This is a genomic window from Streptomyces sp. NPDC051963, assembly GCF_044593495.1.
In the GTDB taxonomy this organism is placed as follows: Bacteria; Actinomycetota; Actinomycetes; order Streptomycetales; family Streptomycetaceae; genus Streptomyces.
Window position 1 is genome coordinate 223,289 of the sequence record NZ_JBIUCC010000001.1, and the last position, 19,607, is coordinate 242,895.

Consider the following 19,607-nt stretch of genomic DNA (forward strand, 5'->3'; position numbering starts at 1 on the left):
ACGCGTGAGCAGAGTTGAATGGGATCGATTCCATGATCGGGGGTGGCCGGTGGCCGTCACCTTGGACCAGGTGGCCGAGGCGGCAGGGGTCTCCAAGAGCACGGCCTCGCGGGTGCTGAGCGGCTCCAGCCGGGTCAGCGACCGGACGAAGCGGGCGGTGCAGTCCGCGGCGGAACGCCTCGGCTACCGCCCCAACCGGATCGCCAGCGGACTGCGCACCAGGCGCAGCAACCTCGTCGGGCTGGTGATAACCAACCTGGTGAACGCCTCGTTCCACCGCATCACCGAAGTGCTCCAGCAACGGCTGGACGAACGAGGCTACCAGGTCCTGCTGTGCGTCACCGACTCGAACCCGGAGCGTGAACGCCGTTACCTGGACATGCTGTTGGACCATCGCGTCGACGGCCTGATCATCGTGGGCACCGGCGACAACACCGCGACGGTCCGGCAGGTGAGCGAGGCCGGCATCCCCGTGGTCAACCTGATGCGCACACCCGACGGCGCCCCTGGCGACTCCGTGATGGCCGCCGACCGGGACGGCGCCGAGCTGGCCGTCCGCCATCTGCTGGACCTCGGGCACCGGAGCATCGCCTTCATCGGAGGCCCGCCCGGCGTCGACTCCGGACGCGACCGTTACGCGGGGTTCGCCGCGGCCATGGCCGCCGCCGGGCTCGACCCCGATCCCGCCCTGTGCGCGCGCGGCCCGTACACCGTGCCGTTCGGCGCGGAGGCCGCCATGCGGCTGATGGCCGCGGGCAACACACCCACCGCGCTGTACAGCGCCAACCACGAAGCGACGTTCGGGGTGCTCGGAGCCCTGGTACAGCTCGGGGTCCGGGTGCCGGAACAGCTCTCTCTCGTCTGCCACGAGGAAGCGCCCTGGTTCCCGTACTGGCACCCGCCGGTCACCGTCGTCGACAACGGAGCCCGCGACCTCGGCGAACTCGCCGCGGAGCAACTGCTGCGCCGCATGGACAGCCGCCCCGACAACGGCGACACCGGCCCGGAGGGCGTCGGCCGACTCATCCGCGTCGGCTCCCGGCTGGTGGTACGCGACTCGACCACGGCCCCCCGTCGGTCGGGTTGAAAGGCCAGTGCTTCACCTGAGGTCGGCGACTGTCTTCACGCGCCGCTCTCGGTGGCGGCGGAGACCGGAGGTGTGGGAAACCCGCCCACCGCCTGCTCGTAGGCGTGCGCGACACGCAGCACCGTCGCGTCGTCGAAGCGCCTGCCGGTGATCATCAGGCCGGCCGGGAGGCCGTCGACCAGGCGGGTCGGGACGCTGCACGACGGGTGGCCGGTCGCGTCGAAGGGGGCGGTGTTGCCGACCATCGACAGCGCGAGGTGCAGGTAGTCGGCCAGGGAGATGTCGGGCGGCGGGATCTCCCTGGCCGTGTAGGGGACGGTGGGCATGACCAGCACGTCGTACTGGGTCAGTGCCGCGTCGTAGGCCGCACGGGCCTGCGGGAGGAGGCGGCGGGCCATGCCGTAGTACTTCCCGCCCCCGACCTCGAAGGTGTAACGGCCGGACAGGCCGACGGTCTTGACGGTCCCGGAGAGCGTGGCGCCGCGGTCGATGCGCCCCTGGGCGTAGTGGGCGATCAGTTCCGGGTCGTAGAAGTCGTCGGCGTTCATTCCGTAGGCGTTGCCGTCGAGCATCTGATACGCGGCGCCCTCGGTCGCGATCACGTTCCACACGTGCAGGGCGTCCAGGTGCCAGGGGATCGACACCTTCTCCACGGTGAGTCCGGCCGCGCCCAGTACGTCGATCGCGGCGTGCACGGCCTCGTCGACGCCGGGATCCGACACCGGCGTACCGAAGCCTTCCGTGACGACTCCGACGCGCAGGCCGGATGCCGGTTCGGCGAGTGCGGCCAGATAGTCCACGGGTTCGATCACGTCGGGCTGGCGCGGGTCGAAGCCGTCGGGGCCGGCCAGCACGCCCAGCATCGCGGCCGCGTCGGCGACGGTGCGGGTGATCGGGCCCACGTGGTCGATGGTCCGCTCGATGGGGAAGGCGCCGGTGTAGGGCACCAGGCCGTGGGTTGGCTTGTGTCCGACGATGCCGCAGAAGGCGGCCGGCATGCGGATCGAGCCCCCTTGGTCGCCGCCGAGGGCGAGATCGACCTCTCCGGTCGCCACGAGCGCGGCACTGCCGCTGGACGAACCGCCCGTGTTCCGGCTCTCGTCCCACGGGTTGCGCACCGGCGCCGGGTGCGAGGTGAAACTGGCGCCCGAGAAACACAGGTCCTCGCACACCGACTTGCCCGCGATCGTCGCACCGGCGTCGAGCAACCTCCGTACAGCGGTGGCGTCCTGGCGCGGGACGAAGCCCTCGACGGTACGGGAACCGTTCATCATCGGTACGCCCGCGACCGCGACATTGTCCTTGACCGCGACCGTACGACCGGCCAGTGGTCCCTCGTTCGACTCGCTCACCGAGGTCTTCACATACCAGGCACCCAGCGGGTTCTCGTCCGGAGCGGGCGATGTCCAGGGACGGTCCGGGGCGGTGGGTGCCGTGCGCTCGTAGAGCCGCTCGACCGCCTCCGAAGCGGCGAGGGTGCCCGCTACGGCGGGTGCGAACTCTTCGAGTTCCTCGGCGGACAGGCCGAAGTGGAAGTGCTTGTCGATCGCCGCCAGTCGAGCGGCATCGGGTGCGGGGAGCGATGACAAGGGACGACTCCTTTCAACGGAACAGGCACGAACCTAGAGCATCGCGTCAATAGGTCAATACTTATTGACGTAACTTATCGGTTAACCGGAACCGGGCTGCCGATCGGCTCCGCGGGGTTACAGCGAGACCGGTCGCAGTCCGGTGCCGGTCGCCTCGGCGACGAAGAGGTCCTGAGCGACCCGGCCGCTGTCATCCAACGTGACGGTGCCGCGCGGCAGTTGGAACCTTCCGGGACGCATCGCCTCGGCGATCAGCCTCGGTTCGTCCGCGCCGACCCGGCGCGCGGCGGACGACCAGATGTGCGCCGCCTCGAAGACCGACTCACTCAGGGTCGACAGCGGCGGGGCCCAGCGGCCGTATGCCTTCCGGTAGCGGTGCAGCAGTACGGCGTTGTCGGGAGACGCCAGCTGCTCGAAGTAGCCGGAGACGGCGTACAGGCCGGGCGCCGCGTCGGCTCCCACGTGCTCCAGGGTGGATTCGTCCATGGCCGGCGCGAGCGTGACGCACTGCTCGCGCAGGCCCATCGCGTGGCACTGCCGCTCGAACGCGGCGGCGTCCGCGCCCACGAACGTGGACAGCACGATGTCCGCGCCCGAAGCCTGCACCGCTTCGATGAGCGGCGCGAAGTCGCGCGTGCCCAGAGCTGCGTACCGCTCCCCCACCACCTGCCCGCCCGACCTCGGCAGGATCCGCCGGGCGGCCGCGTGCGTGCTGCGCGGCCAGCAGTAGTCGTTGCCCGCCAGGAACCAGCGCTTTCCGCCGGCCGCCCGCATGAGCGGCCCCGCCGCCGCGGCCAGCTGGTCGTCCGCCCGCTCACCGAGCTGAACGCACAGCGGCCCTGCACCGCCGCCTTCGTTCATGAGCGGCTGCACCAGGAGTACCTCGCTCCCGGCGAGCGCCCGCGAGACCGCGAAGAAGGTGGCGGAGGTGGTGGCGACCAGGATCGTCCGGCAGCCGGCCCGGACCAGCCGCCGGGCCTCGGCGACGCCGACCGCAGGGTCCGAGGCGTCGTCCCCGACCAACAGCTCCACCGGTCGACCGCGCACCCCGCCCTCCGCGTTGATCTCCTCGACGGCGAGCATGGCCATGTGGTCCGTCGCGACCCCGAACATGCTCCCCAGGCCGGATTTGCTGTTCAGCAGGCCGAGCCGCGGATTCGGAGAGGTGCCGCGACCGGCCAGCAGACCGCGCCGGCGCATCAGCCACTCCAGCCCGGCCTCGTCGAGCTCCGCGAACAGCCGGACCCGCGTCCCACCGCGGTCCGCGTCGAAGCGCAGCTTCATACGGCCCCGCCAGGGCTGGTCGTGCACGATCTCGATACGACCGCCCTGTCCGCCGTGCCCACGCCCGGGCAACGGCGGCCGTACCTCGGTGATCCGGCCGATGATCTCCACCGTGTCGGCGACCGGGCCGCCCAGCGGCGCGCCCATCCGCACCACCGCGCCCACCGCGACCCGGTCGCACACGGCGTCGAACACCCACCCCGCACCCGTGCCCGCGCCGAACAGGCCGAACGTCGCGACCGGCGATGCGTCGGTCCATTCCTCGGCGGGCAGCAGGAGTGCGGCCATCACGTCACCTCGTCAGGCGGACCGGCTGTCCTGGCTGCCGGGGTCGGCCGCCGCGGCCTCCGCCTCGGCCGCGCGCCCGGCGTCGGCGAGCGCGCCCTGGAACAGCGCCTGAAGCGTGGCGATGACGTCGCGTGCGGGGCCTGCCGGGTCGATCGAGTAGTGCCGGAACCGGCCCGCCTTGCGCTCGGTCACCAGGCCGGCGGCTCGCAGGACACGCAGGTGGCTGGAGACTCCCGTACGGCCGATGCTGTTGATCTGCTCGGCCAGCTCACCGACGGTGCACTCCTCGCGTTCGGCCAGCACGCCCAGGATCTGGCGGCGTACGGGGTCGGCGAGTGCGTCGAATGCCAGGTCTGCGGGCACCTGTGATCGCTCCCTCCATAGGTCAGCGACGGTTGACATGTGCCAGCGTAGACCAGGGCCGCGACGCCTTGATCCGACGTGGGCGGGGACATGGACGTTCACTCGGGTGCGGGCACGACGCGCCCGCGCGTCAGCGCCCGGAACTCCAAGGGCGTACGTCCTTCGTGCTTGCGGAAGAACTTCGCGAACGTGCCCGGTTCACGGAAACCCACCCTGCGGGAGATCTCGGCCGCCGGGGCGTCGGTGTGCGCCAGGAGACGCTTGGCCTCCAACAGGACGCGTGCGTCGAGGAATTGCTTGGCGGTCGAGCCGGTGGCGGCGAGCGTGGCGCGAGTGAGGGTGCGCGGACTGTAGCCGAGTGCGGCGGCGAAGTCGGCGACATGGTGGCTGGTGCGGAAGTCCCGTTCGACGGCGGCGCTGTAACGGCGGAACGTGTCGTTCTCCGGTGCCGGAGACATGGGGTCCGGGCGGACGTGCGACAGCCGCAGCAGGAGGACGGACAGCAGCATCCGCAGCGACTCGATGTGCGCGTCGAGAGGCAGGGAACCCAAGTCGGCGTACTCGTCGGCGAGATGGCTCAAGGCCCGCCCGGCGGCGTGCTCGTGCGGGCCGGTCGGCAGCAGTGGTGCCTGGTTGAAGAGAGGCTCGGCGAGGACGAAGCCGGGCTGCCAGATGACGATGGTGCCGCGGATCGCGTCGAAGTCGTCGGGGACGTAGTGGTGCACCTGTCCGGGGCGCACCCACAGCCAGCTGCCCGCTTCGAGTGTGTGGTCGGTGAAGTCGACGCTGTGCCGCAGGGTTCCCTCTGCCAGATGGATCAGGTGGTGGAAGGCCGGCCGTTGCGGGGCCGAGAGGTCGATGCCGCGGCGGGCGCCCCGGGCGAGCAGCTCGGGGAAATCCAGGATGTCCATGCCGATGGGTGCATCCAGCGACGGCCGGTAGGAGATGTCCGTGATCGCGGTCTGACCGATTTTTCCCATGACAAGTCCGGAGCCTACCGTGGCCGACCGCCGAACCGCTCCTAGCGTCGAAGGCACACAGACCGGGCAGGGCGAGGAGCTGGGTGACGTGCGACTGATCGTGGGCATGACCGGGGCGACCGGAGCGGTTCTCGGTGTCCGGCTGCTGGAGCAGCTGGCCGAGCTGCCCGAGGTGGAGACCCATCTCGTCCTCAGCCGCTGGGCCCGTACGACCGTCGAGCTGGAGACGGGACGCACCGCCCGCGAGGTCGCCGAGCTGGCCGATGTCGTCCACAACGCCGAGGACCAGGGGGCCACCATCGCCTCCGGGTCGTTCCGCACCGACGGCATGGTGATCGTGCCCTGCTCCATGAAGACGCTGGCCGGCATCCGCACCGGCTACGCCGACGGGCTCATCGGACGGGCCGCGGACGTGATCCTCAAGGAGCGCCGACCGCTGATCCTCGTACCGCGCGAGACGCCGCTGAGCGAGATCCACCTGGAGAACATGCTCGACCTCGCGCGCAAGGGCGTACGGATCGTGCCGCCGATGCCCGCCTTCTACAACCACCCCGCCACGGTCGACGACATCGTCACCCACATCACCTCCCGCGTCCTCGACCAGCTGTACCTGCCCGCCCCCGCCGCCAAGCGCTGGGAAGGCATGCGGACCGCCCGCGGCGCGCGGATCCACCCCGCCGCCTGACCGACAGCGACCCACGGACACTCACGGAGCCCCCATGCCCTACGACGACCTGCGCAGCTTCCTGGACACCCTGGACAAGGAGAACCAGCTGCTGCGGATCACCGAACAGGTCCTCCCCGAACCGGACTTGGCCGCCGCCGCCAACGCGGCCGGACGCATCGGCGAGGGCGCCCCCGCCCTCTACTTCGACAATGTCAAGGGCTTCACCGACGCCCGCATCGCGATGAACGTCCACGGTTCCTGGCGCAACCACGCCCTCGCCCTCGGACTGCCCCCGGACACCTCCGTGCGCGAGCAGGTCGAGGAGTTCGCCCGCCGCTGGGACGCCTTCCCGGTCGCACCGGAGCGCCGCGAGGACGCGCCCTGGCGGGAGAACACCCTCGAAGGCGACGACATCGACCTGTTCAAGGTCCTCCCCCTGTTCCGCCTCAACGACGGCGACGGCGGCTTCTACCTCGACAAGGCCGCCGTGGTCTCCCGCGACCCGCGCGACCCGGACCACTTCGGCAAGCAGAACGTCGGGACGTACCGCATCGAGGTCATCGGCCGCGACCGCCTCGCCTTCCAGCCGGTCCCGATGCACGACGTGGCCCACCATCTGCGGGCTGCGGAGGAGCGGGGCGAGGATCTCCCCATCGCGATCACCCTCGGCAACGACCCGGTCATCACCATCGTGGCCGGCATGCCGATGGGCTACGACCAGTCCGAGTACGAGATGGCCGGCGCCCTGCGCGGAGCCCCCGCTCCCCTCGCCACCGCGCCGCTCACCGGCTTCGACGTCCCCTGGGGCTCCGAGGTCGTCATCGAGGGCGTAGTCGAGGGCCGCAAGAGGGAAATCGAAGGTCCCTTCGGCGAGTTCACCGGGCACTACTCGGGCGGACGCAGAATGCCGGTGATCCGTATCGACCGCGTTTCGTACCGCACCGACCCGGTCTTCGAGTCCCTCTACCTCGGCATGCCGTGGACCGAAGTGGACTACCTCGTCGGCCCCAACACCTGCGTCCCGCTGCTCAAGCAACTGCGCGCCGAGTTCCCCGAGGTGCAGGCCGTCAACGCCATGTACACCCACGGCCTGATGGTGATCGTCTCGACGAAGAAGCGCTACGGCGGTTTCGCCAAGGCCGTCGGGATGCGCGCGATGACGACACCGCACGGCCTCGGCTACGTCACCCAGGTCATCGTCGTCGACGAGGACGTCGACCCCTTCGACCTGCCCCAGGTGATGTGGGCGATGTCCTCGAAGGTCAACCCGCAGGACGACGTGGTCGTCATCCCGAACCTCTCCGTCATGGCGCTGGCGCCGGCCGCCTCGCCCGCCGGGATCACCAGCAAGATGATCATCGACGCCACGACTCCCGTCGCACCGGACGCGCGGGGCAACTTCGACACGCCCGTACGGGATCTGCCCGAGACCGCGGAGTGGACCACCCGTCTGCGCTCACTCATCGCCGCGGCCGCCGACCGCTGAACTACCCATCACGTCAATGGAGTTCATTCATGAAGGGAATTCGTTCATGATCTGCCCCCGTTGCGGTGACGATGCCATCGACACCGTCACCACATCCCCCGTCCCCGGTGCGTGGGACGTCCTGCAGTGCCTGAACTGCCTGTACATGTGGCGCACCACGGAGCCGGACCGCCGTAGCCGGCGCGAGGCATACCCTCCCGCCTTCCGTCTGACGCGGGCCGACATCGACAACGCCCCGGAGGTCCCCGTCGTACCGCCCCTGGCCATGGGCTGACCGGCCGCCGACCGGAGGCGCCGGCTCTCCCCAGGACAGCCGGCGCCCCCTTTCCCCTCAACTCAACGTCAGCGGCGGTACGCGCGGCAGTGCAGGGCCTGCTGCAGTGCGGCGGCCATCGACTGCTGGCCCACGGCGTTGGGGTGGGCGGGCGCGGCGGGGGCCGTCGCGACCAGGGGTTCGATCCAGCGCTCTCCGGCCGGCTTGCACATGTCGTGTCCCACCGACGGGGTGTAGGTGTCGACGTAGCGCGCGCCGTTCGCCCACGCCTGGCCGGCGAGCATCGCGTTGAGCTTCTTCTCGGTGTCCCGCAGATAGGCGAAGTCACCGGCCGCGAGCGGTACGGCGGAGCTGGTGCAGCCGACCCCGTCGTCCGGGAACAGGTCGGGGTAGCCGACCACCAGGACCTTGGCGTGCGGAGCCCGCTGCCGGACGGCGTCCAGCGCCGCGGCGATCTTGGGAGCGGTGTCGTTGACGCGCTGCTCGAGCTGGTCGGTGCCGCCGCTCGTGAAGAAGGTCCGGCACGGGTTGCCCGTCGGGTCCTGGGAGGTCAGCCGGGCGCAGGTGGACAGATTGTCGGAGAAGCCGATGTCGTTGCCGCCGATGGTCAGGGTGACCACGTCCGTGTCCGCGTCGAGTGCGTCCAGCTGCGGCGGTTTCGAGCCCTGGGGCCCGGCCAGAGCCGTCGTCCTGGCGCCCGAACAACTGACGTCGGTCAACTGCCAGTTCTTCGCTGCCGCGAGGAGCGACGCATAGTTCTGGTCGGACCGCGCGCACGCGGAGTCGACCTGGGTCGGGATACCGGGGCCGGAGGCGTACGAGTCGCCCAGCGCGACGTAGTCCACGGTGCGCGGGGTGGGTATCGCGGCGCTCGCCGCCGTCGCCCCCGCGGTGGACAGGGCCATCGCGCAACCCACCACCGTGACGCCTCGCAGCAGGCCTCGGCGGCCGGCGGATCTCTTGCTCAGCTTGTTCAAGTCCATCCATTCGTTCAGGCCCCCGGAGCACGTGGCGAGTCGCTCCGACAACTGCTGCCGGGTGCGGGTGCATTGTGCCGACGTATCAAGAAACGTCGTACGCACCAAGGAGGTTCACTCCTGGGTCAGGACACATCACACGGGCCACGGCAACTCCCCCAAGCTCACAGTGAGTTCGCTGCGCGAGCGGATGCCCAGTTCATCGACTCCCACGGGCAGCGGCCCACCAGCGGCTTGGCGCAGTGCGAGGTCGACGGCGTTGAGGCGAAGCGTGGCTGCGGGAGCCTCTTGAGGTATGGGCGGCGGCCTTCTCAGAATGCGGCGGGCAGACGTCCGCAAGGGAGGACGACTCCCACCGCAGCCACGGTGAGCTCTCATCTCCACAGCGCTCATCCCCCCTCCGCCGAATCCACGACAACGGGACGAGTGACCGCCCGGACAGGTCCGAGTCGACACTTCTGAGCACCCCGGTTGGCCAAGATTCCAACACGCGCGAGCATGCCCAAGAAGCAGCCCACTGCACCGCAACTCCCCGGCCCGGCACAACCCTTCGGCCCGCCCCCGGGTCAAACAGGAGACGGCGGGTGACGGGCCCCTCGCCGGCCCCCGCCACTCCGCGCCCGGCCATGCCGCGATCCCGGGAGCCACATCGTGCGCAGCAAGCGACCCACCAGCAGACGCAGGACGAGCCGGACGACCGCCACGGCAGCCGCGACCGTGCTGCTGACGATCGGTGCCACGATCACCGCGTCGACCTCTCCGGCCACCGCCGCTCCCACGCCCATCACCCACGACGACTTCAACAGCGACGGCTACCGCGACCTCGTCGTCTCCGCCCCCGGCGGCACCGTGAGCGGCAAGAAGGGCGCAGGCTACGTCGCCGTCCTGTACGGCTCGGCAACCGGCCTCTCCACCTCTCGGCGGGCGACCTTCAGCATGAGCACCCCGGGCGTTGAAGGCCTCGCCCAGACCGGCGACCGGTTCGGGCAGGCCACCGCCACGGCCGACGTGGACCGCGACGGCTACGACGACCTCGTCGTCGGCGCACCCGGCAAGGACATCGGCTCCGCCGTCGACGCGGGCTCGGCCACAGTCCTGTTCGGCTCCGCGACCGGGCTGCACGCCACCGACAGCCGATGGCTGCGGGAGATCACTCCGGTGGCGGGCAACCGCTTCGGGATGGCACTGGCCGCCGGCTGGTTCAAGGTCGACGACTCGGCGGTCGCCATCATCTCCAAGAGCACCCTGTGGGCCTTCAGCTTCGAGGTCATGTTCTACGGCCGGGTCATGACCTCGGACTACAGCGCACTGTCCTTGTACGTGCCCGAGGGCTTCCGTCCCGCCTCGCTCACCATGGGCGACTACAACAAGGACCGCGCGGACGACCTGGTCATCCTCGGGACCGGGAGCTACGGCGAGGCGGGCCTGTACGGCAGGGCCGTCTATGTGTCCGGTGGGCGCGGTGGTTGGGCGGACCACTATGAGATTTCCGGCGGCGGCGCGGTCGGTGCCTCGGGCGACGTCAACAAGGACGGCTACACCGACCTCGTCGTGGGCTCCCCCACCGAGCGCGACTCCGCAGGCAACCCGTCCGGCGCCGGTGTCATCCAAGTCCAGTTCGGCGGACCCGGCGGCCCGGGCAGCCCGACGGGCGGATCCAACAAGCAGTTCTGGACCCAGAACTCCCCCGGCGTCCCCGGCGTCAACCGGGTCGGCGACCGCTTCGGCGGTGCCGTCACCGTCGGTGACATCGACGGCGACGGCTACGGCGATGTCGCGATCGGCGCCCCTGGCAACGACATGGGTACCGCCCTCGACGCCGGCACCGTCTGGGTGATGCGCGGCTCCCCCACCGGTCTGACCACGAACGGCATCCGCACCCTCAGCCAGAGCCCCCGGGCCGTCCCCGGCACCCCCGAGAAGGCCGACCAGTTCGGCGGCGCGCTGCGGCTCATCGACGCCGACCGCAACCTCAGGGCCAGCCTGATCGCCTCGGCCCCCGGCGAGGACACCAACGACGGCCGCGTCTGGGTCTTCCCCGGCACCAGCGGCGGCCTCTCCACCAACCGCTCATGGTCCTTCAACGGCGGCACGCTCCACGCCCCCGCCGTCGACGCCCGCTTCGGGGAGACACTCGCCGCTCACGGCCGTTGAAGGACACCAAGACGGGCTTCAGGCTGCGTGACGTGCTACTGATCACGGGCGGTACCGATCACGACAGCCCCTCATCCATCTTGCCGACGACCCGTTCCGAGATCTCCTCCAGCGTTCGCAACTCCGCCGGCGTGACGTGGTCGAGGAACAGTTCGCGTACCGCTTCGACATGCCGCGGGGCGGCGGCCTCGATGGCCTGCCGTCCCGCCTCCGTGATCACGACGAATGCGCCACGACCGTCCTCGGGGCACTCTTCCCGCACCACCAGCCCGCGCCCGGCCATCCTCGCGATGTGGTGGGACATCCTGCTCTTCTCCCACTCCAGCGCACGGGCCAGGTCCTGATAGCGCTGCCGCCCGTCCGGCACATCCGTCAGCTCGACCAGGACGGCGAAGTCCGCGGCCGACACATTCGACTCCGATTGCAGTGAACGGCCCAATCGGGCCCAGAGCCTTTCATGCAGCCGGACGAAATTCCGCCATGCGTGCTGCTCTTCGGGCGTCAGCCACCGCACCGTCTCGTCCATGAAAGGAGTGTAAACGTAGTTGACAGTTCATCGAACTAGGTGAGTCCGAAGCGCCTTCGCGATCTCGTCAGCAGCGGCGAGTTGGTCTGGTGTGAGAGCACTCACGAACAGCTCGCGTACGGCACGCAGGTGGGGCAGGGACGCGTCCCGGAAGGCTTCAGCACCCTTGGGCGTGAGCACCACCTCGGCTCCTCGGCCGTCGGTCAGGCACTCGTCGCGCCGAATCAGTCCTCGCAGCTCCATGCGCCCGATCTGGTGCGAGAGACGGCTGCGCTGCCAGCCGATGTGCGACGCCAGGTCGGAGGAGCGCAGTCGCCGGCCCTCCGCCTCGCGCAGTGCAAGGAGCACCGCGTAGTCACCCGTGGACAAGGAGGAGTCGCCCTGTAGACGCGACGCCAGCTCGGCGCGGAGCGCGTCCGTCGTCTCCACGAAGTCCCGCCAGATCCGCAGCTCGTCGGCGGTGGGGTACAGCTTCCGTCGCTCAGCCATGTGCCCGCCATCCGTTTGGTTGACACGTCAATCATATTGAGCAATGATTGACGTGTCAACCAAACTGCATCCGCCGTACGGCACACGGCCGGGGAACGCGGCAGGAGGAGTCCATGACCGCCAACGCCTTCGAACTCGGGCTCAACTCGTTCGGGGAGGTCGCGACCCAGGACGGCCGCGCATTGAGCGACCCCGAGACCGTTCGACTGCTCATCGAGGAGGCGAAGCTGGCCGAAGCCGTGGGGCTCGACGTGTTCAGCGTCGGTGAGCACTACCGCCGGGGTCACAACGACAGCGCCACCCCGGTCCTGCTCGCCGCGATCGCCACCGCGACCGAGCACATCCGTCTCGGTACCTCGGTGACCGTGCTGAGTACGAATGATCCGGTGCGGCTCTACCACGAGTTCTCCACCCTGGACGCCGTCTCGAACGGCCGCGCCCAGCTCGTCCTCGGGCGGGCCTCGGCCACCGACTCGTTCCCGCTCTTCGGCTACGACCTCGCCGACTACGAAGGGTTGTTCGAAGAGAAACTCGACCTGTTCATGCGGCTCCAGCGCGAGGAGACGGTGACCTGGTCGGGGCGGTTCCGGCCGCCGCTCGTGGAGCAGCAGCTGCATCCCCGCATGCCGTCAGGGGGCATCCCCACCTGGATGGGTGTGGGCGGCAGCCCCAACTCCGTGGTCCGTGCGGCCCGCTACGACCTGCCCCTCATGCTGGCCATCATCGGCGGACGCCCCCAGCGCTTCGCCGGCCACGTCGAGCTGTACCACCGGACACTCGAGCAGTTCGGCCATCCGAGGCGACCCGTCGCCCAGCACTCGCTCGGCCTCATCGCGGACACCGACGAGCAGGCCATCGAGACCTGGTGGCGATACTGGCAGCCGGTCGTGGCCCAACTCGCCCAGGAACGCGGGTTCTACAAGCCGACCCGCGAGCGCTACCTGGCGGAGGTCGACACCGGCGCGCTCTTCGTCGGCTCACCCGAGACGGTCGCGCGCAAGATCGTCACGATGACGCGCTCGCTGCATCTGAGCCGCTTCGACCTCAAGTACGACGTCATGAACCTCCCCCGCGAAGCCCGGGCCCGCACGATCGAACTGCTCGGCCTCGAAGTCGCCCCGCGGGTGAGGCAATTGCTCACGAAGGAGACCGCCCATGTCTGATCTCGTCTTCGGTCTGGACACGTTCGGTGATGTGCCGCAGGACGACTCCGGCAACCCGGTGTCCGACGCGCGGGCCATCCGGCAGGTCGTCGACGAGGCCGTTCTCGCGGAGGAGACCGGTGTCGACGTCATCGCCCTCGGGGAGCACCACCGTCCGGAGTTCGCGATCTCGACTCCGGAGACCGTCCTCGCCGGCATCGCCACGCGTACGGAGCGCATCCGTCTGTCCTCGGGCGTGACCGTGCTGAGTTCCGACGATCCGGTCCGCGTCTTCCAGCGGTTCTCGACCCTGGACGCGCTCTCGAACGGCCGGGCCGAAATCATCCTCGGGCGCGGTTCGTTCACCGAGTCGTTCCCCCTCTTCGGATACGACCTCAGCGACTACGACGTGCTGTTCGAGGAGAAGATCGAGCTCTTCGCCAAGCTGGTGGAGGAGAAGCCCGTCACCTGGAGCGGTACCAAGCGGGCCTCACTGGACAACGCCGACGTCTTCCCCAAGACCGAGTCCGGGCACCTCACCACCTGGGTCGGCGTGGGCGGTTCACCCCAGTCGGTCGTGCGCACCGCGCGCTACGGCTTCCCGCTCATGATCGCCATCATCGGCGGCGCCCCGGACCGCTTCGCGCCGTACATCGACCTCTACCAGCGCGCCACCGACAAGTTCGGTACGACCGCTCACCCCGTCGGGATGCACTCGCCGGGCTTCGTCGCCGCCACGGACGAGGAAGCCCGCGAGGTGCACTGGCCGCACTACCGGGTCATCCGGGACCGCATCGGCGCGCTGCGGGGCTGGCCACCGATGCGCAAGGAGGAGTACGAGGCCGAGGTCGAGCGCGGCTCGCTCTACGTCGGCTCGCCCGAGACGGTCGCCCGCAAGATGGCCCGCGCCATCCGGACACTGGGCGTGGGCCGGTTCGACCTCATCTACACCGCCGGGGCACAGCCGATCAGCGCGCGGCTGAAGGCCGTCGAACTGTACGGCACGCAGGTCGTCCCGATGGTCCGCGACCTGCTCGCAGGCTGACACCGTGAAGGGACAGGACATGGAAACCGCCGGTGTACGCACGGTCGGCATCCTGGGGGCGGGGAAGGTCGGGACGGTGCTGGGACGACTCGCCGTGGCCGCCGGCTATCGCGTGCTCATCGCCGGATCGGGCGATCCCTCGAAGATCGCCCTCACCGTCGAGGTACTCACCCCCGGTGCCGAACCTGTCGCCGCGGCAGTGGCCGTGGCGGAGGCCGACGTCGTCGTCCTGGCGCTCCCGCTCGGCAAGTACCGCACCGTTCCCGCCGAAGCGCTGCGGGGCAAGCTCGTCATCGACGCGATGAACTACTGGTGGGAGGTGGACGGTATCCGCGCGGACCTCACCGACCCGCTCACCTCGTCCAGCGAGATCGTGCAGGAGTACCTCTCCGGCGCGCGTGTGATCAAAGCCTTCAATCACATGGGCTACCACGACCTCGAGGACGGGGCCCAGCCGGCGGGAACACCGGGGCGCAAGGCGATCGCGATCACCGGCGACGATCCGGACGACCTCGCCACCGTCGCGGGCCTCGTCGACGCTGTCGGATTCGACCCCGTGATGGCAGGCTCCCTCGCCGCGGGAGTACGCCTCGAACCGGGCACCGAGCCCTTCGGTGCCAACGTCGGGGCCGGAGAGCTGCGTGCGATGCTCGACCGCTTCCCGGAATCGGAGCGCGGACGAGCCGTGATCAGTGCACGGGCCGCTGCCGCGGAGTCCGCCGAGCCCGCAGCCTGACGTCCAAGAGCCGGTGAGGGGCCGACTGGTTGATGCATCATCTTTTGCCTGTAGCTCTCACAACTGCTCGACGACCGCCGGGCGGCTACGGCGGACAGGGACCGGTCAGTTCGAGATCGCCTGTACGCCGATCGGCAGCTGCGCTCGTTCCTGGACGTCGAGGAACGCCTTGACGCCTGCGGTGTCCGCGCGTCGCCGCGTCCAGAAGAGTGCGACCTCCCGGAAGGCGGTGGGAGAGTCGATGGTGCGGATGGCCAGGCCTTCGGTGCTGGTGGTCCGCAGTGCGAGACGGTTGATGACGCCGATGCCGAAGGCGGATCGGACGAGCGCGACCAGGGTGGTCGGCTGGTCGGTGACGTACGCGATGTCGGCCTGCCCGGACGCCTCGCCGAGGGTGTGGCGCAGGTCGTACCCGCCGCCGTCCTCCTCGCTGCCGGCCGGATTGCCGATGAGCGGCCGCTCCAGGATGTCCGCGACGCTGACCGAGCCCTGCTTCGCGAGAGGGTCGTGCTCGCGCATCACGGCGACGATGTCCTCGCGCCAGATCGTGCGATGGCAGAGTGTCGTCTCGTGCATCTTCGGCAGCAGCGGCCGGAAGGCGAGATCGACCGTTCCGCTGACGGCCATCTCCTCCAGCGTCGAGGCGTTCCCCTCGAACAGCTCGACCGTCATGCCGTGGTACTTGGACTTCAACTCCTGTAGCACGGAGGGGAGATAGGTCGAGCTGACGCTCGGGTAACTGCCGATGCTGACATGCCCGACGACGTTGTCGAGCGTGCTGCGTGCCGCGTCGACGCCACGCTGCAACTCCAGCAGAGCCGTCATCGCATGTCCGCGGAACAGTTCCCCCGCCCTGGTCGTACAGACGGGGCGGGCCTTGCGGTCGAAGAGCGTCACCCCCAGGGCGCGTTCCAGGGCGGCGATGTGGGCGCTGACCCGCGACTGCGACAGGTGAAGCACGAGCGTGGCAGCACCGAAGCCGCCTTTGTCGGCCACCGCGAGAAAGCTGCGCAACCAGGCCGTCTGAAGTGACATGGCGTCCCGGGGATCGCGCGGCACATCGACCGTGTCGAGGTCGTCGCCGTACGGCTCCGGTACGAGCAGCCCGTCCTCGGCGAAGAACGACGCCTCGCTCATCGGTCGACCTGTCCCATGCTTTCCGTCCCGGGCTCCTTCACGTAGGCCCCCTTCTCGGGTCTGCGGTGCCGGCCGATGACTGAGGCAGCCCCGGGTTCCCGACATCTTGCTATGGGCATCCGCTCGACGTGAAGGCCGTGTGCATCGCCACCACGGCCGTCCGGCGACTCTCACACCGCCGTCATCCCGCCGTCGAGCACGAGAGCGGCTCCGTTGACGAACCGGCCGTCCGGACCGGCGACGAAGGCGACCATGGCCGCGACCTCCTCCGGCGATCCCATCCTGCCGTCGAGTTGTCGGTTCGCCATCGCCTCGCGTGCGGCCACCGGGTCCGGCGCGTTCGCCAGGATCTTCGCAATCCACTCGGTTTCCACCGTGCCGGGGCAGATCGCAACGCAGCGGATTCCTTCGCCGGCGTGGTCCACGGCGACCGCGCGGGTGAGTCCGACCAGCCCGGCCTTGGACGCGCAGTACGCCGCGCGGCGGGCCAGGCCGACCTGGCCGCCCACTGAGGCGATGTTGACGATCACCCCGCTGCGGCGGTCGAGCATCAGGGGCAGTGTGGCCCGTGTGGTGAGGAAGGGCCCGGTGAGGTTCACCGCCATGACGCGGTTCCAGTCCTCGTCGCTCGTCTCCAGCACGGTCGCGGCCACGCCGATGCCGGCCACGTTGACGAGCACCTGTGGGGCGCCGACCGTCACCGCGATCTCCCGGGTCACCGCACCGACGTCCAGCGGGTCACACAGGTCCACGGTGAAGGGGTGCGCCCGTCGGCCGGCCTCCTGGATCTGCGCCTGCGTCCTGGCCAGCCCGGCCGCGTCCAGGTCCATCATCGCGACGTCGTAGCCTTCTTGCGCGAGACGTACGGCGGTGGCACGGCCGATGCCGGAGGCAGCGCCGGTCACCACGGCGACCCTCTCACTGAATCTCATTGCCCACCTCTCGTAACGGGTGAAAGACCGTCGACGGCAGCCCCGAGGGGCGACGGCGCGCTGCGGCACCGCGGCTGAGACTCGTCCGGCAGGGTGGAACCGGCCCGGGGCACGGACCGCCCGATGGAGCGGCCGGCCCGCTCGCTGCACGGCACCGATCTCACACCACGGCCCCCATCCGCCAGGGCACGATCTCCTCGGTTCCGAATCCGAGTGCCTCGGACTTGCTGGGTGCCCCGGACGCCATGTCCACCAGAGCCTCGAACAGCAGCGTGCCGTACTGGATCTGATCGTCGCGCGACATGGCCGGGCCTGCGTCGAAGTCGATATCGCCGCGCATCTGCTTGTACAGGCGGGTCGTTGTGCTGATCTTGAAGCACGGCGTGGGCCGTGAGCCGAACACCGAACCCCGTCCGGTCGTGAACGCCAGCAGATTCGCCCCGCCCGCGACCATGCCCGTCGCCGAGACCGGGTCGTATCCGGGAGTGTCCATGAAGCTCAGCCCAGGGGCCGTGACCGGCTCGGCGTACGCGACCACGTCGTTGAGCGGGCTGGTGCCGCCCTTGAGGACCGCGCCCAGCGACTTCTCCCAGATGGTGGTGATGCCTCCGGCGCGGTTGCCCCTCGACGGGTTGTTGTCCAACTCCGCGTCGTTGCGCGCGGTGTACGCCTGCCACCACGCGATCAGTTCGTCGATCCGGTCGCCGACCGGAGGCGTGGCGGCCCGTCTGCGCAGCAGATGTTCCGCGCCGTAGATCTCGGGGGTCTCACCGAGGACGACCCGGCCACCGGCGGCGACCAGAAGATCGGCCGCCACTCCGAGGGTCGGGTTGGCGGTCAGGCCCGAGTAGGCATCGCTGCCGCCGCACTGGAGCCCCAGCGTCAACTCCGAGACCGAAATGGGCTCCCGTACCAGCCCTGCGATCTGCGACGACATCGCCGCGATGCGGTCCAGGGCCGCATTGACGGTGGCGGCCGTGCCGCCCAGGTCCTGTATGGCGACCGTCTCGACCGCAAGCTCCTCGCCGAAGATGTTCTCGGGCTGGTTGACCTCGCAGCCCAGGCTGACCAGCAGGACCCCGGCGACGTTCGCGTGCCGGGCATAGCCGCGCAGGGTGCGGCGCAGGATGTCGTCTCCGGCGGTGCCTTCGGCCATGCCGCAGCCGAGTTCGTGGGTGAGGGCGATGACCCCGTCCAAACTCGGTGATTCGATACGGGCGTTGGCGGTCTGCGCGATCATGCGGGCGACCGTCGCAGAGCAGTTGACGGTCGGTAGCACCGCGATGTGGTTGCGGGTCGCGGCCCGGCCGTCGGCTCTGCGGTAACCGAGGAAGTGGTCACGCGTCGGGACGGCCGGGGGTGTCCACACCGGCGTCCCGGCGGCAAGAGGCGCGGTCCCGACGCTGTGCGGACCGACACCGAGATTGTGCAGGTGAACGTGTGAGCCGGGCGGAATGTCCCGCAGCGCCACACCGATCACCTCACCGTACTTGCGCACCGGCGCGTTCTTGGCGATGGCCCGCACGGCGATCTTGTGTCCCGCCGGGATGTCGTCGAGTGCGGCGACAGCCCCGCCGGAGAGCCGGATGAGCGTTCCGCGCCGGACATCGCTGCGGACAAGGCCGACGTCGTCCGCTCCGTCCTTCGGAACCAGCGGCACGACGACTTCGGCCGACTTCGGTTCGGTCATGCAGGATCCTGGAATTGCCCGGGTCCGGACGCAGAGACCTGAAGTGGTGTCGCCATACGGCCAACGTAGAACGGCGGGCGCCACACGACGAAGCGCGAGTAACAGGACGACCTCATCCGGAAATCGAATGGTCCCGGGCGGAGAAGGCGCGGAGGCGCCGGTATTGAAGAGTGGGTGCGAGTTGGCGTGCGGATGGCGGCTGGTCTGGCCCGCGGGTGCGTGCTGAAGCCCGCCTATTCGCCACACGGATCGGCACCTTCTGAAATACGCGAACGACGCGCTTTAAAAGCACCGCGTACGGCCATTCTCACGTGCCAAGCCGGAGTGGAAGCCAATGCCACGCCCCGACCCCATCGCACCTGCACCCGCCTCTGCACAGAGACGTCTCCACCGCCACGTGCCGGCCAACACCTCACGGGCCGCCGCCGGTCCCGGCCTCGACCCCGGTCAGTTCCATGGCGTGCACTGGTCGTGCCTCGGAGACAACTTCACCTTCGACAGACTCGTGCTTCAAGGGCCGTCCCCGAACGACGACCAAAACTCCGCCCGGAACAAGGCCGACGGGATGTTCGCCGCGTTCCAGAGCTCCCTGGGCGCCAACACCGTACTGCCGACGTGGTACCAGATGTGGGACACGGTCGTCGCCTCCTGCCCTCCGTGCAGTCCGCTCTCACCTCGGCCGGGCGACTGGCACAACTCGCGTTGACGTGCACCGCGTGGGGCCGCCGCGTCGTGCTCGTCGGAGCGAACGTCGAGGTCGC

At 69.6% G+C, this 19,607-nt stretch carries 19 protein-coding genes; 9 read left to right on the plus strand and 10 right to left on the minus strand.

Annotation, left to right across the window (positions count from 1 at the left end):
• Positions 1–49: 49 nt before the first annotated feature.
• Positions 50–1,087, plus strand: coding sequence for a LacI family DNA-binding transcriptional regulator (locus tag ACIHFB_RS01060; RefSeq protein WP_365282240.1), 1,038 nt, complete (start codon positions 50–52; stop codon positions 1,085–1,087).
• 35 nt (positions 1,088–1,122) lie between these two features.
• On the opposite strand, the gene ACIHFB_RS01065 is transcribed toward ACIHFB_RS01060, so the two are convergent.
• From ACIHFB_RS01065 to ACIHFB_RS01080, 4 genes are all read right to left on the minus strand, one after another.
• Complete coding sequence (locus ACIHFB_RS01065) at positions 1,123–2,676, minus strand: amidase (protein ID WP_400124797.1); 1,554 nt, start codon at positions 2,674–2,676, stop codon at positions 1,123–1,125.
• Positions 2,677–2,793: 117 nt separating this feature from the next.
• A complete protein-coding gene (locus ACIHFB_RS01070) occupies positions 2,794–4,248 on the minus strand; it encodes a substrate-binding protein (protein ID WP_400124799.1) in 1,455 nt (484 codons plus the stop codon).
• 12 nt (positions 4,249–4,260) lie between these two features.
• Positions 4,261–4,611, minus strand: a complete 351-nt coding sequence (locus ACIHFB_RS01075) for a metalloregulator ArsR/SmtB family transcription factor (RefSeq protein WP_365282243.1) — start codon at positions 4,609–4,611, stop codon at positions 4,261–4,263.
• 98 nt (positions 4,612–4,709) lie between these two features.
• Positions 4,710–5,591 (minus strand): AraC family transcriptional regulator, encoded by an 882-nt coding sequence (locus tag ACIHFB_RS01080; RefSeq protein ID WP_365282244.1) that lies wholly within the window; start codon positions 5,589–5,591, stop codon positions 4,710–4,712.
• 88 nt (positions 5,592–5,679) lie between these two features.
• Here ACIHFB_RS01080 and ACIHFB_RS01085 point away from each other — a divergent pair, with 88 nt between their 5' ends.
• Genes ACIHFB_RS01085 through ACIHFB_RS01095 form a run of 3 tightly spaced genes read left to right on the plus strand, consistent with a single transcriptional unit; the run spans position 5,680 to position 8,018 of the window.
• Positions 5,680–6,276, plus strand: a complete 597-nt coding sequence (locus ACIHFB_RS01085; RefSeq protein WP_365282245.1) for a non-oxidative hydroxyarylic acid decarboxylases subunit B — start codon at positions 5,680–5,682, stop codon at positions 6,274–6,276.
• Positions 6,277–6,310: 34 nt separating this feature from the next.
• Complete coding sequence (locus tag ACIHFB_RS01090; protein WP_365282246.1) at positions 6,311–7,744, plus strand: non-oxidative hydroxyarylic acid decarboxylases subunit C; 1,434 nt, start codon at positions 6,311–6,313, stop codon at positions 7,742–7,744.
• Between the two features lie 46 nt (positions 7,745–7,790).
• Entirely contained in the window at positions 7,791–8,018 is a 228-nt protein-coding gene (locus ACIHFB_RS01095) for a non-oxidative hydroxyarylic acid decarboxylases subunit D (protein WP_400124803.1), read from the plus strand.
• A gap of 68 nt (positions 8,019–8,086) precedes the next feature.
• Here ACIHFB_RS01095 and ACIHFB_RS01100 read toward each other — a convergent pair whose 3' ends face one another.
• Entirely contained in the window at positions 8,087–9,001 is a 915-nt protein-coding gene (locus ACIHFB_RS01100) for an SGNH/GDSL hydrolase family protein (protein WP_400124805.1), read from the minus strand.
• Between the two features lie 645 nt (positions 9,002–9,646).
• Here ACIHFB_RS01100 and ACIHFB_RS01105 point away from each other — a divergent pair.
• Positions 9,647–11,149: a hypothetical protein gene (locus tag ACIHFB_RS01105; protein WP_400124807.1), complete on the plus strand. Its 1,503-nt coding sequence runs from the start codon at positions 9,647–9,649 to the stop codon at positions 11,147–11,149.
• Positions 11,150–11,207: 58 nt separating this feature from the next.
• Here the strand turns inward: ACIHFB_RS01105 and ACIHFB_RS01110 are convergent, their stop codons facing one another.
• Together ACIHFB_RS01110 and ACIHFB_RS01115 are read right to left on the minus strand one after the other, a co-directional pair.
• Entirely contained in the window at positions 11,208–11,675 is a 468-nt protein-coding gene (locus ACIHFB_RS01110) for a MarR family winged helix-turn-helix transcriptional regulator (RefSeq protein WP_365282249.1), read from the minus strand.
• A 27-nt stretch (positions 11,676–11,702) separates the two neighbouring features.
• The gene (locus ACIHFB_RS01115; RefSeq protein ID WP_365282250.1) at positions 11,703–12,164 is read right to left on the minus strand and encodes a MarR family transcriptional regulator; all 462 of its coding nucleotides are present in this window, start codon (positions 12,162–12,164) and stop codon (positions 11,703–11,705) included.
• A 113-nt stretch (positions 12,165–12,277) separates the two neighbouring features.
• Between ACIHFB_RS01115 and ACIHFB_RS01120 the strand changes: the two genes are divergently transcribed.
• From ACIHFB_RS01120 to ACIHFB_RS01130, 3 genes are read left to right on the plus strand one after another with little or no spacing between them, the layout of a single operon-like run.
• Positions 12,278–13,327, plus strand: a complete 1,050-nt coding sequence (locus ACIHFB_RS01120) for an LLM class flavin-dependent oxidoreductase (RefSeq protein ID WP_400124810.1) — start codon at positions 12,278–12,280, stop codon at positions 13,325–13,327.
• On the plus strand, positions 13,320–14,351 hold the full coding sequence (locus ACIHFB_RS01125) for an LLM class flavin-dependent oxidoreductase (RefSeq protein ID WP_400124812.1): 1,032 nt from the start codon (positions 13,320–13,322) through the stop codon (positions 14,349–14,351). The genes ACIHFB_RS01120 and ACIHFB_RS01125 overlap by 8 nt, the downstream gene beginning before the upstream one ends.
• 19 nt (positions 14,352–14,370) lie before the next feature.
• Positions 14,371–15,087: an NADPH-dependent F420 reductase gene (locus tag ACIHFB_RS01130; RefSeq protein ID WP_400124814.1), complete on the plus strand. Its 717-nt coding sequence runs from the start codon at positions 14,371–14,373 to the stop codon at positions 15,085–15,087.
• Between the two features lie 105 nt (positions 15,088–15,192).
• Here ACIHFB_RS01130 and ACIHFB_RS01135 read toward each other — a convergent pair whose 3' ends face one another.
• The 3 genes from ACIHFB_RS01135 to ACIHFB_RS01145 all read right to left on the minus strand — a co-directional run bounded on the left by ACIHFB_RS01135 (position 15,193) and on the right by ACIHFB_RS01145 (position 18,846).
• Positions 15,193–16,224 carry a LysR family transcriptional regulator gene (locus ACIHFB_RS01135; protein ID WP_400124816.1) on the minus strand — a complete coding sequence of 344 codons (1,032 nt, stop codon included), beginning with the start codon at positions 16,222–16,224 and terminating at the stop codon, positions 15,193–15,195.
• Between the two features lie 170 nt (positions 16,225–16,394).
• Positions 16,395–17,156, minus strand: a complete 762-nt coding sequence (locus tag ACIHFB_RS01140; protein ID WP_365282255.1) for an SDR family oxidoreductase — start codon at positions 17,154–17,156, stop codon at positions 16,395–16,397.
• Between the two features lie 160 nt (positions 17,157–17,316).
• A complete protein-coding gene (locus ACIHFB_RS01145) occupies positions 17,317–18,846 on the minus strand; it encodes a UxaA family hydrolase (RefSeq protein WP_400124818.1) in 1,530 nt (509 codons plus the stop codon).
• Between the two features lie 397 nt (positions 18,847–19,243).
• Between ACIHFB_RS01145 and ACIHFB_RS01150 the strand changes: the two genes are divergently transcribed.
• On the plus strand, positions 19,244–19,552 hold the full coding sequence (locus ACIHFB_RS01150) for a hypothetical protein (RefSeq protein WP_400124820.1): 309 nt from the start codon (positions 19,244–19,246) through the stop codon (positions 19,550–19,552).
• Positions 19,553–19,607: the final 55 nt, after the last annotated feature.

What these genes read in the sequence shown, in the direction of transcription:
- ACIHFB_RS01070 (WP_400124799.1), bottom strand. Translation starts at nt 4,248, where the DNA reads ATGGCCGCACTCCTGCTGCCCGCCGAGGAATGGACCGACGCATCGCCG.
- ACIHFB_RS01080 (WP_365282244.1), bottom strand. Translation starts at nt 5,591, where the DNA reads ATGGGAAAAATCGGTCAGACCGCGATCACGGACATCTCCTACCGGCCG.
- ACIHFB_RS01090 (WP_365282246.1), top strand. Translation starts at nt 6,311, where the DNA reads ATGCCCTACGACGACCTGCGCAGCTTCCTGGACACCCTGGACAAGGAG.
- ACIHFB_RS01095 (WP_400124803.1), top strand. Translation starts at nt 7,791, where the DNA reads ATGATCTGCCCCCGTTGCGGTGACGATGCCATCGACACCGTCACCACA.
- ACIHFB_RS01100 (WP_400124805.1), bottom strand. Translation starts at nt 9,001, where the DNA reads ATGGACTTGAACAAGCTGAGCAAGAGATCCGCCGGCCGCCGAGGCCTG.
- ACIHFB_RS01110 (WP_365282249.1), bottom strand. Translation starts at nt 11,675, where the DNA reads ATGGACGAGACGGTGCGGTGGCTGACGCCCGAAGAGCAGCACGCATGG.
- ACIHFB_RS01115 (WP_365282250.1), bottom strand. Translation starts at nt 12,164, where the DNA reads ATGGCTGAGCGACGGAAGCTGTACCCCACCGCCGACGAGCTGCGGATC.
- ACIHFB_RS01120 (WP_400124810.1), top strand. Translation starts at nt 12,278, where the DNA reads ATGACCGCCAACGCCTTCGAACTCGGGCTCAACTCGTTCGGGGAGGTC.
- ACIHFB_RS01125 (WP_400124812.1), top strand. Translation starts at nt 13,320, where the DNA reads ATGTCTGATCTCGTCTTCGGTCTGGACACGTTCGGTGATGTGCCGCAG.
- ACIHFB_RS01130 (WP_400124814.1), top strand. Translation starts at nt 14,371, where the DNA reads ATGGAAACCGCCGGTGTACGCACGGTCGGCATCCTGGGGGCGGGGAAG.
- ACIHFB_RS01135 (WP_400124816.1), bottom strand. Translation starts at nt 16,224, where the DNA reads ATGAGCGAGGCGTCGTTCTTCGCCGAGGACGGGCTGCTCGTACCGGAG.
- ACIHFB_RS01140 (WP_365282255.1), bottom strand. Translation starts at nt 17,156, where the DNA reads ATGAGATTCAGTGAGAGGGTCGCCGTGGTGACCGGCGCTGCCTCCGGC.
- ACIHFB_RS01145 (WP_400124818.1), bottom strand. Translation starts at nt 18,846, where the DNA reads ATGACCGAACCGAAGTCGGCCGAAGTCGTCGTGCCGCTGGTTCCGAAG.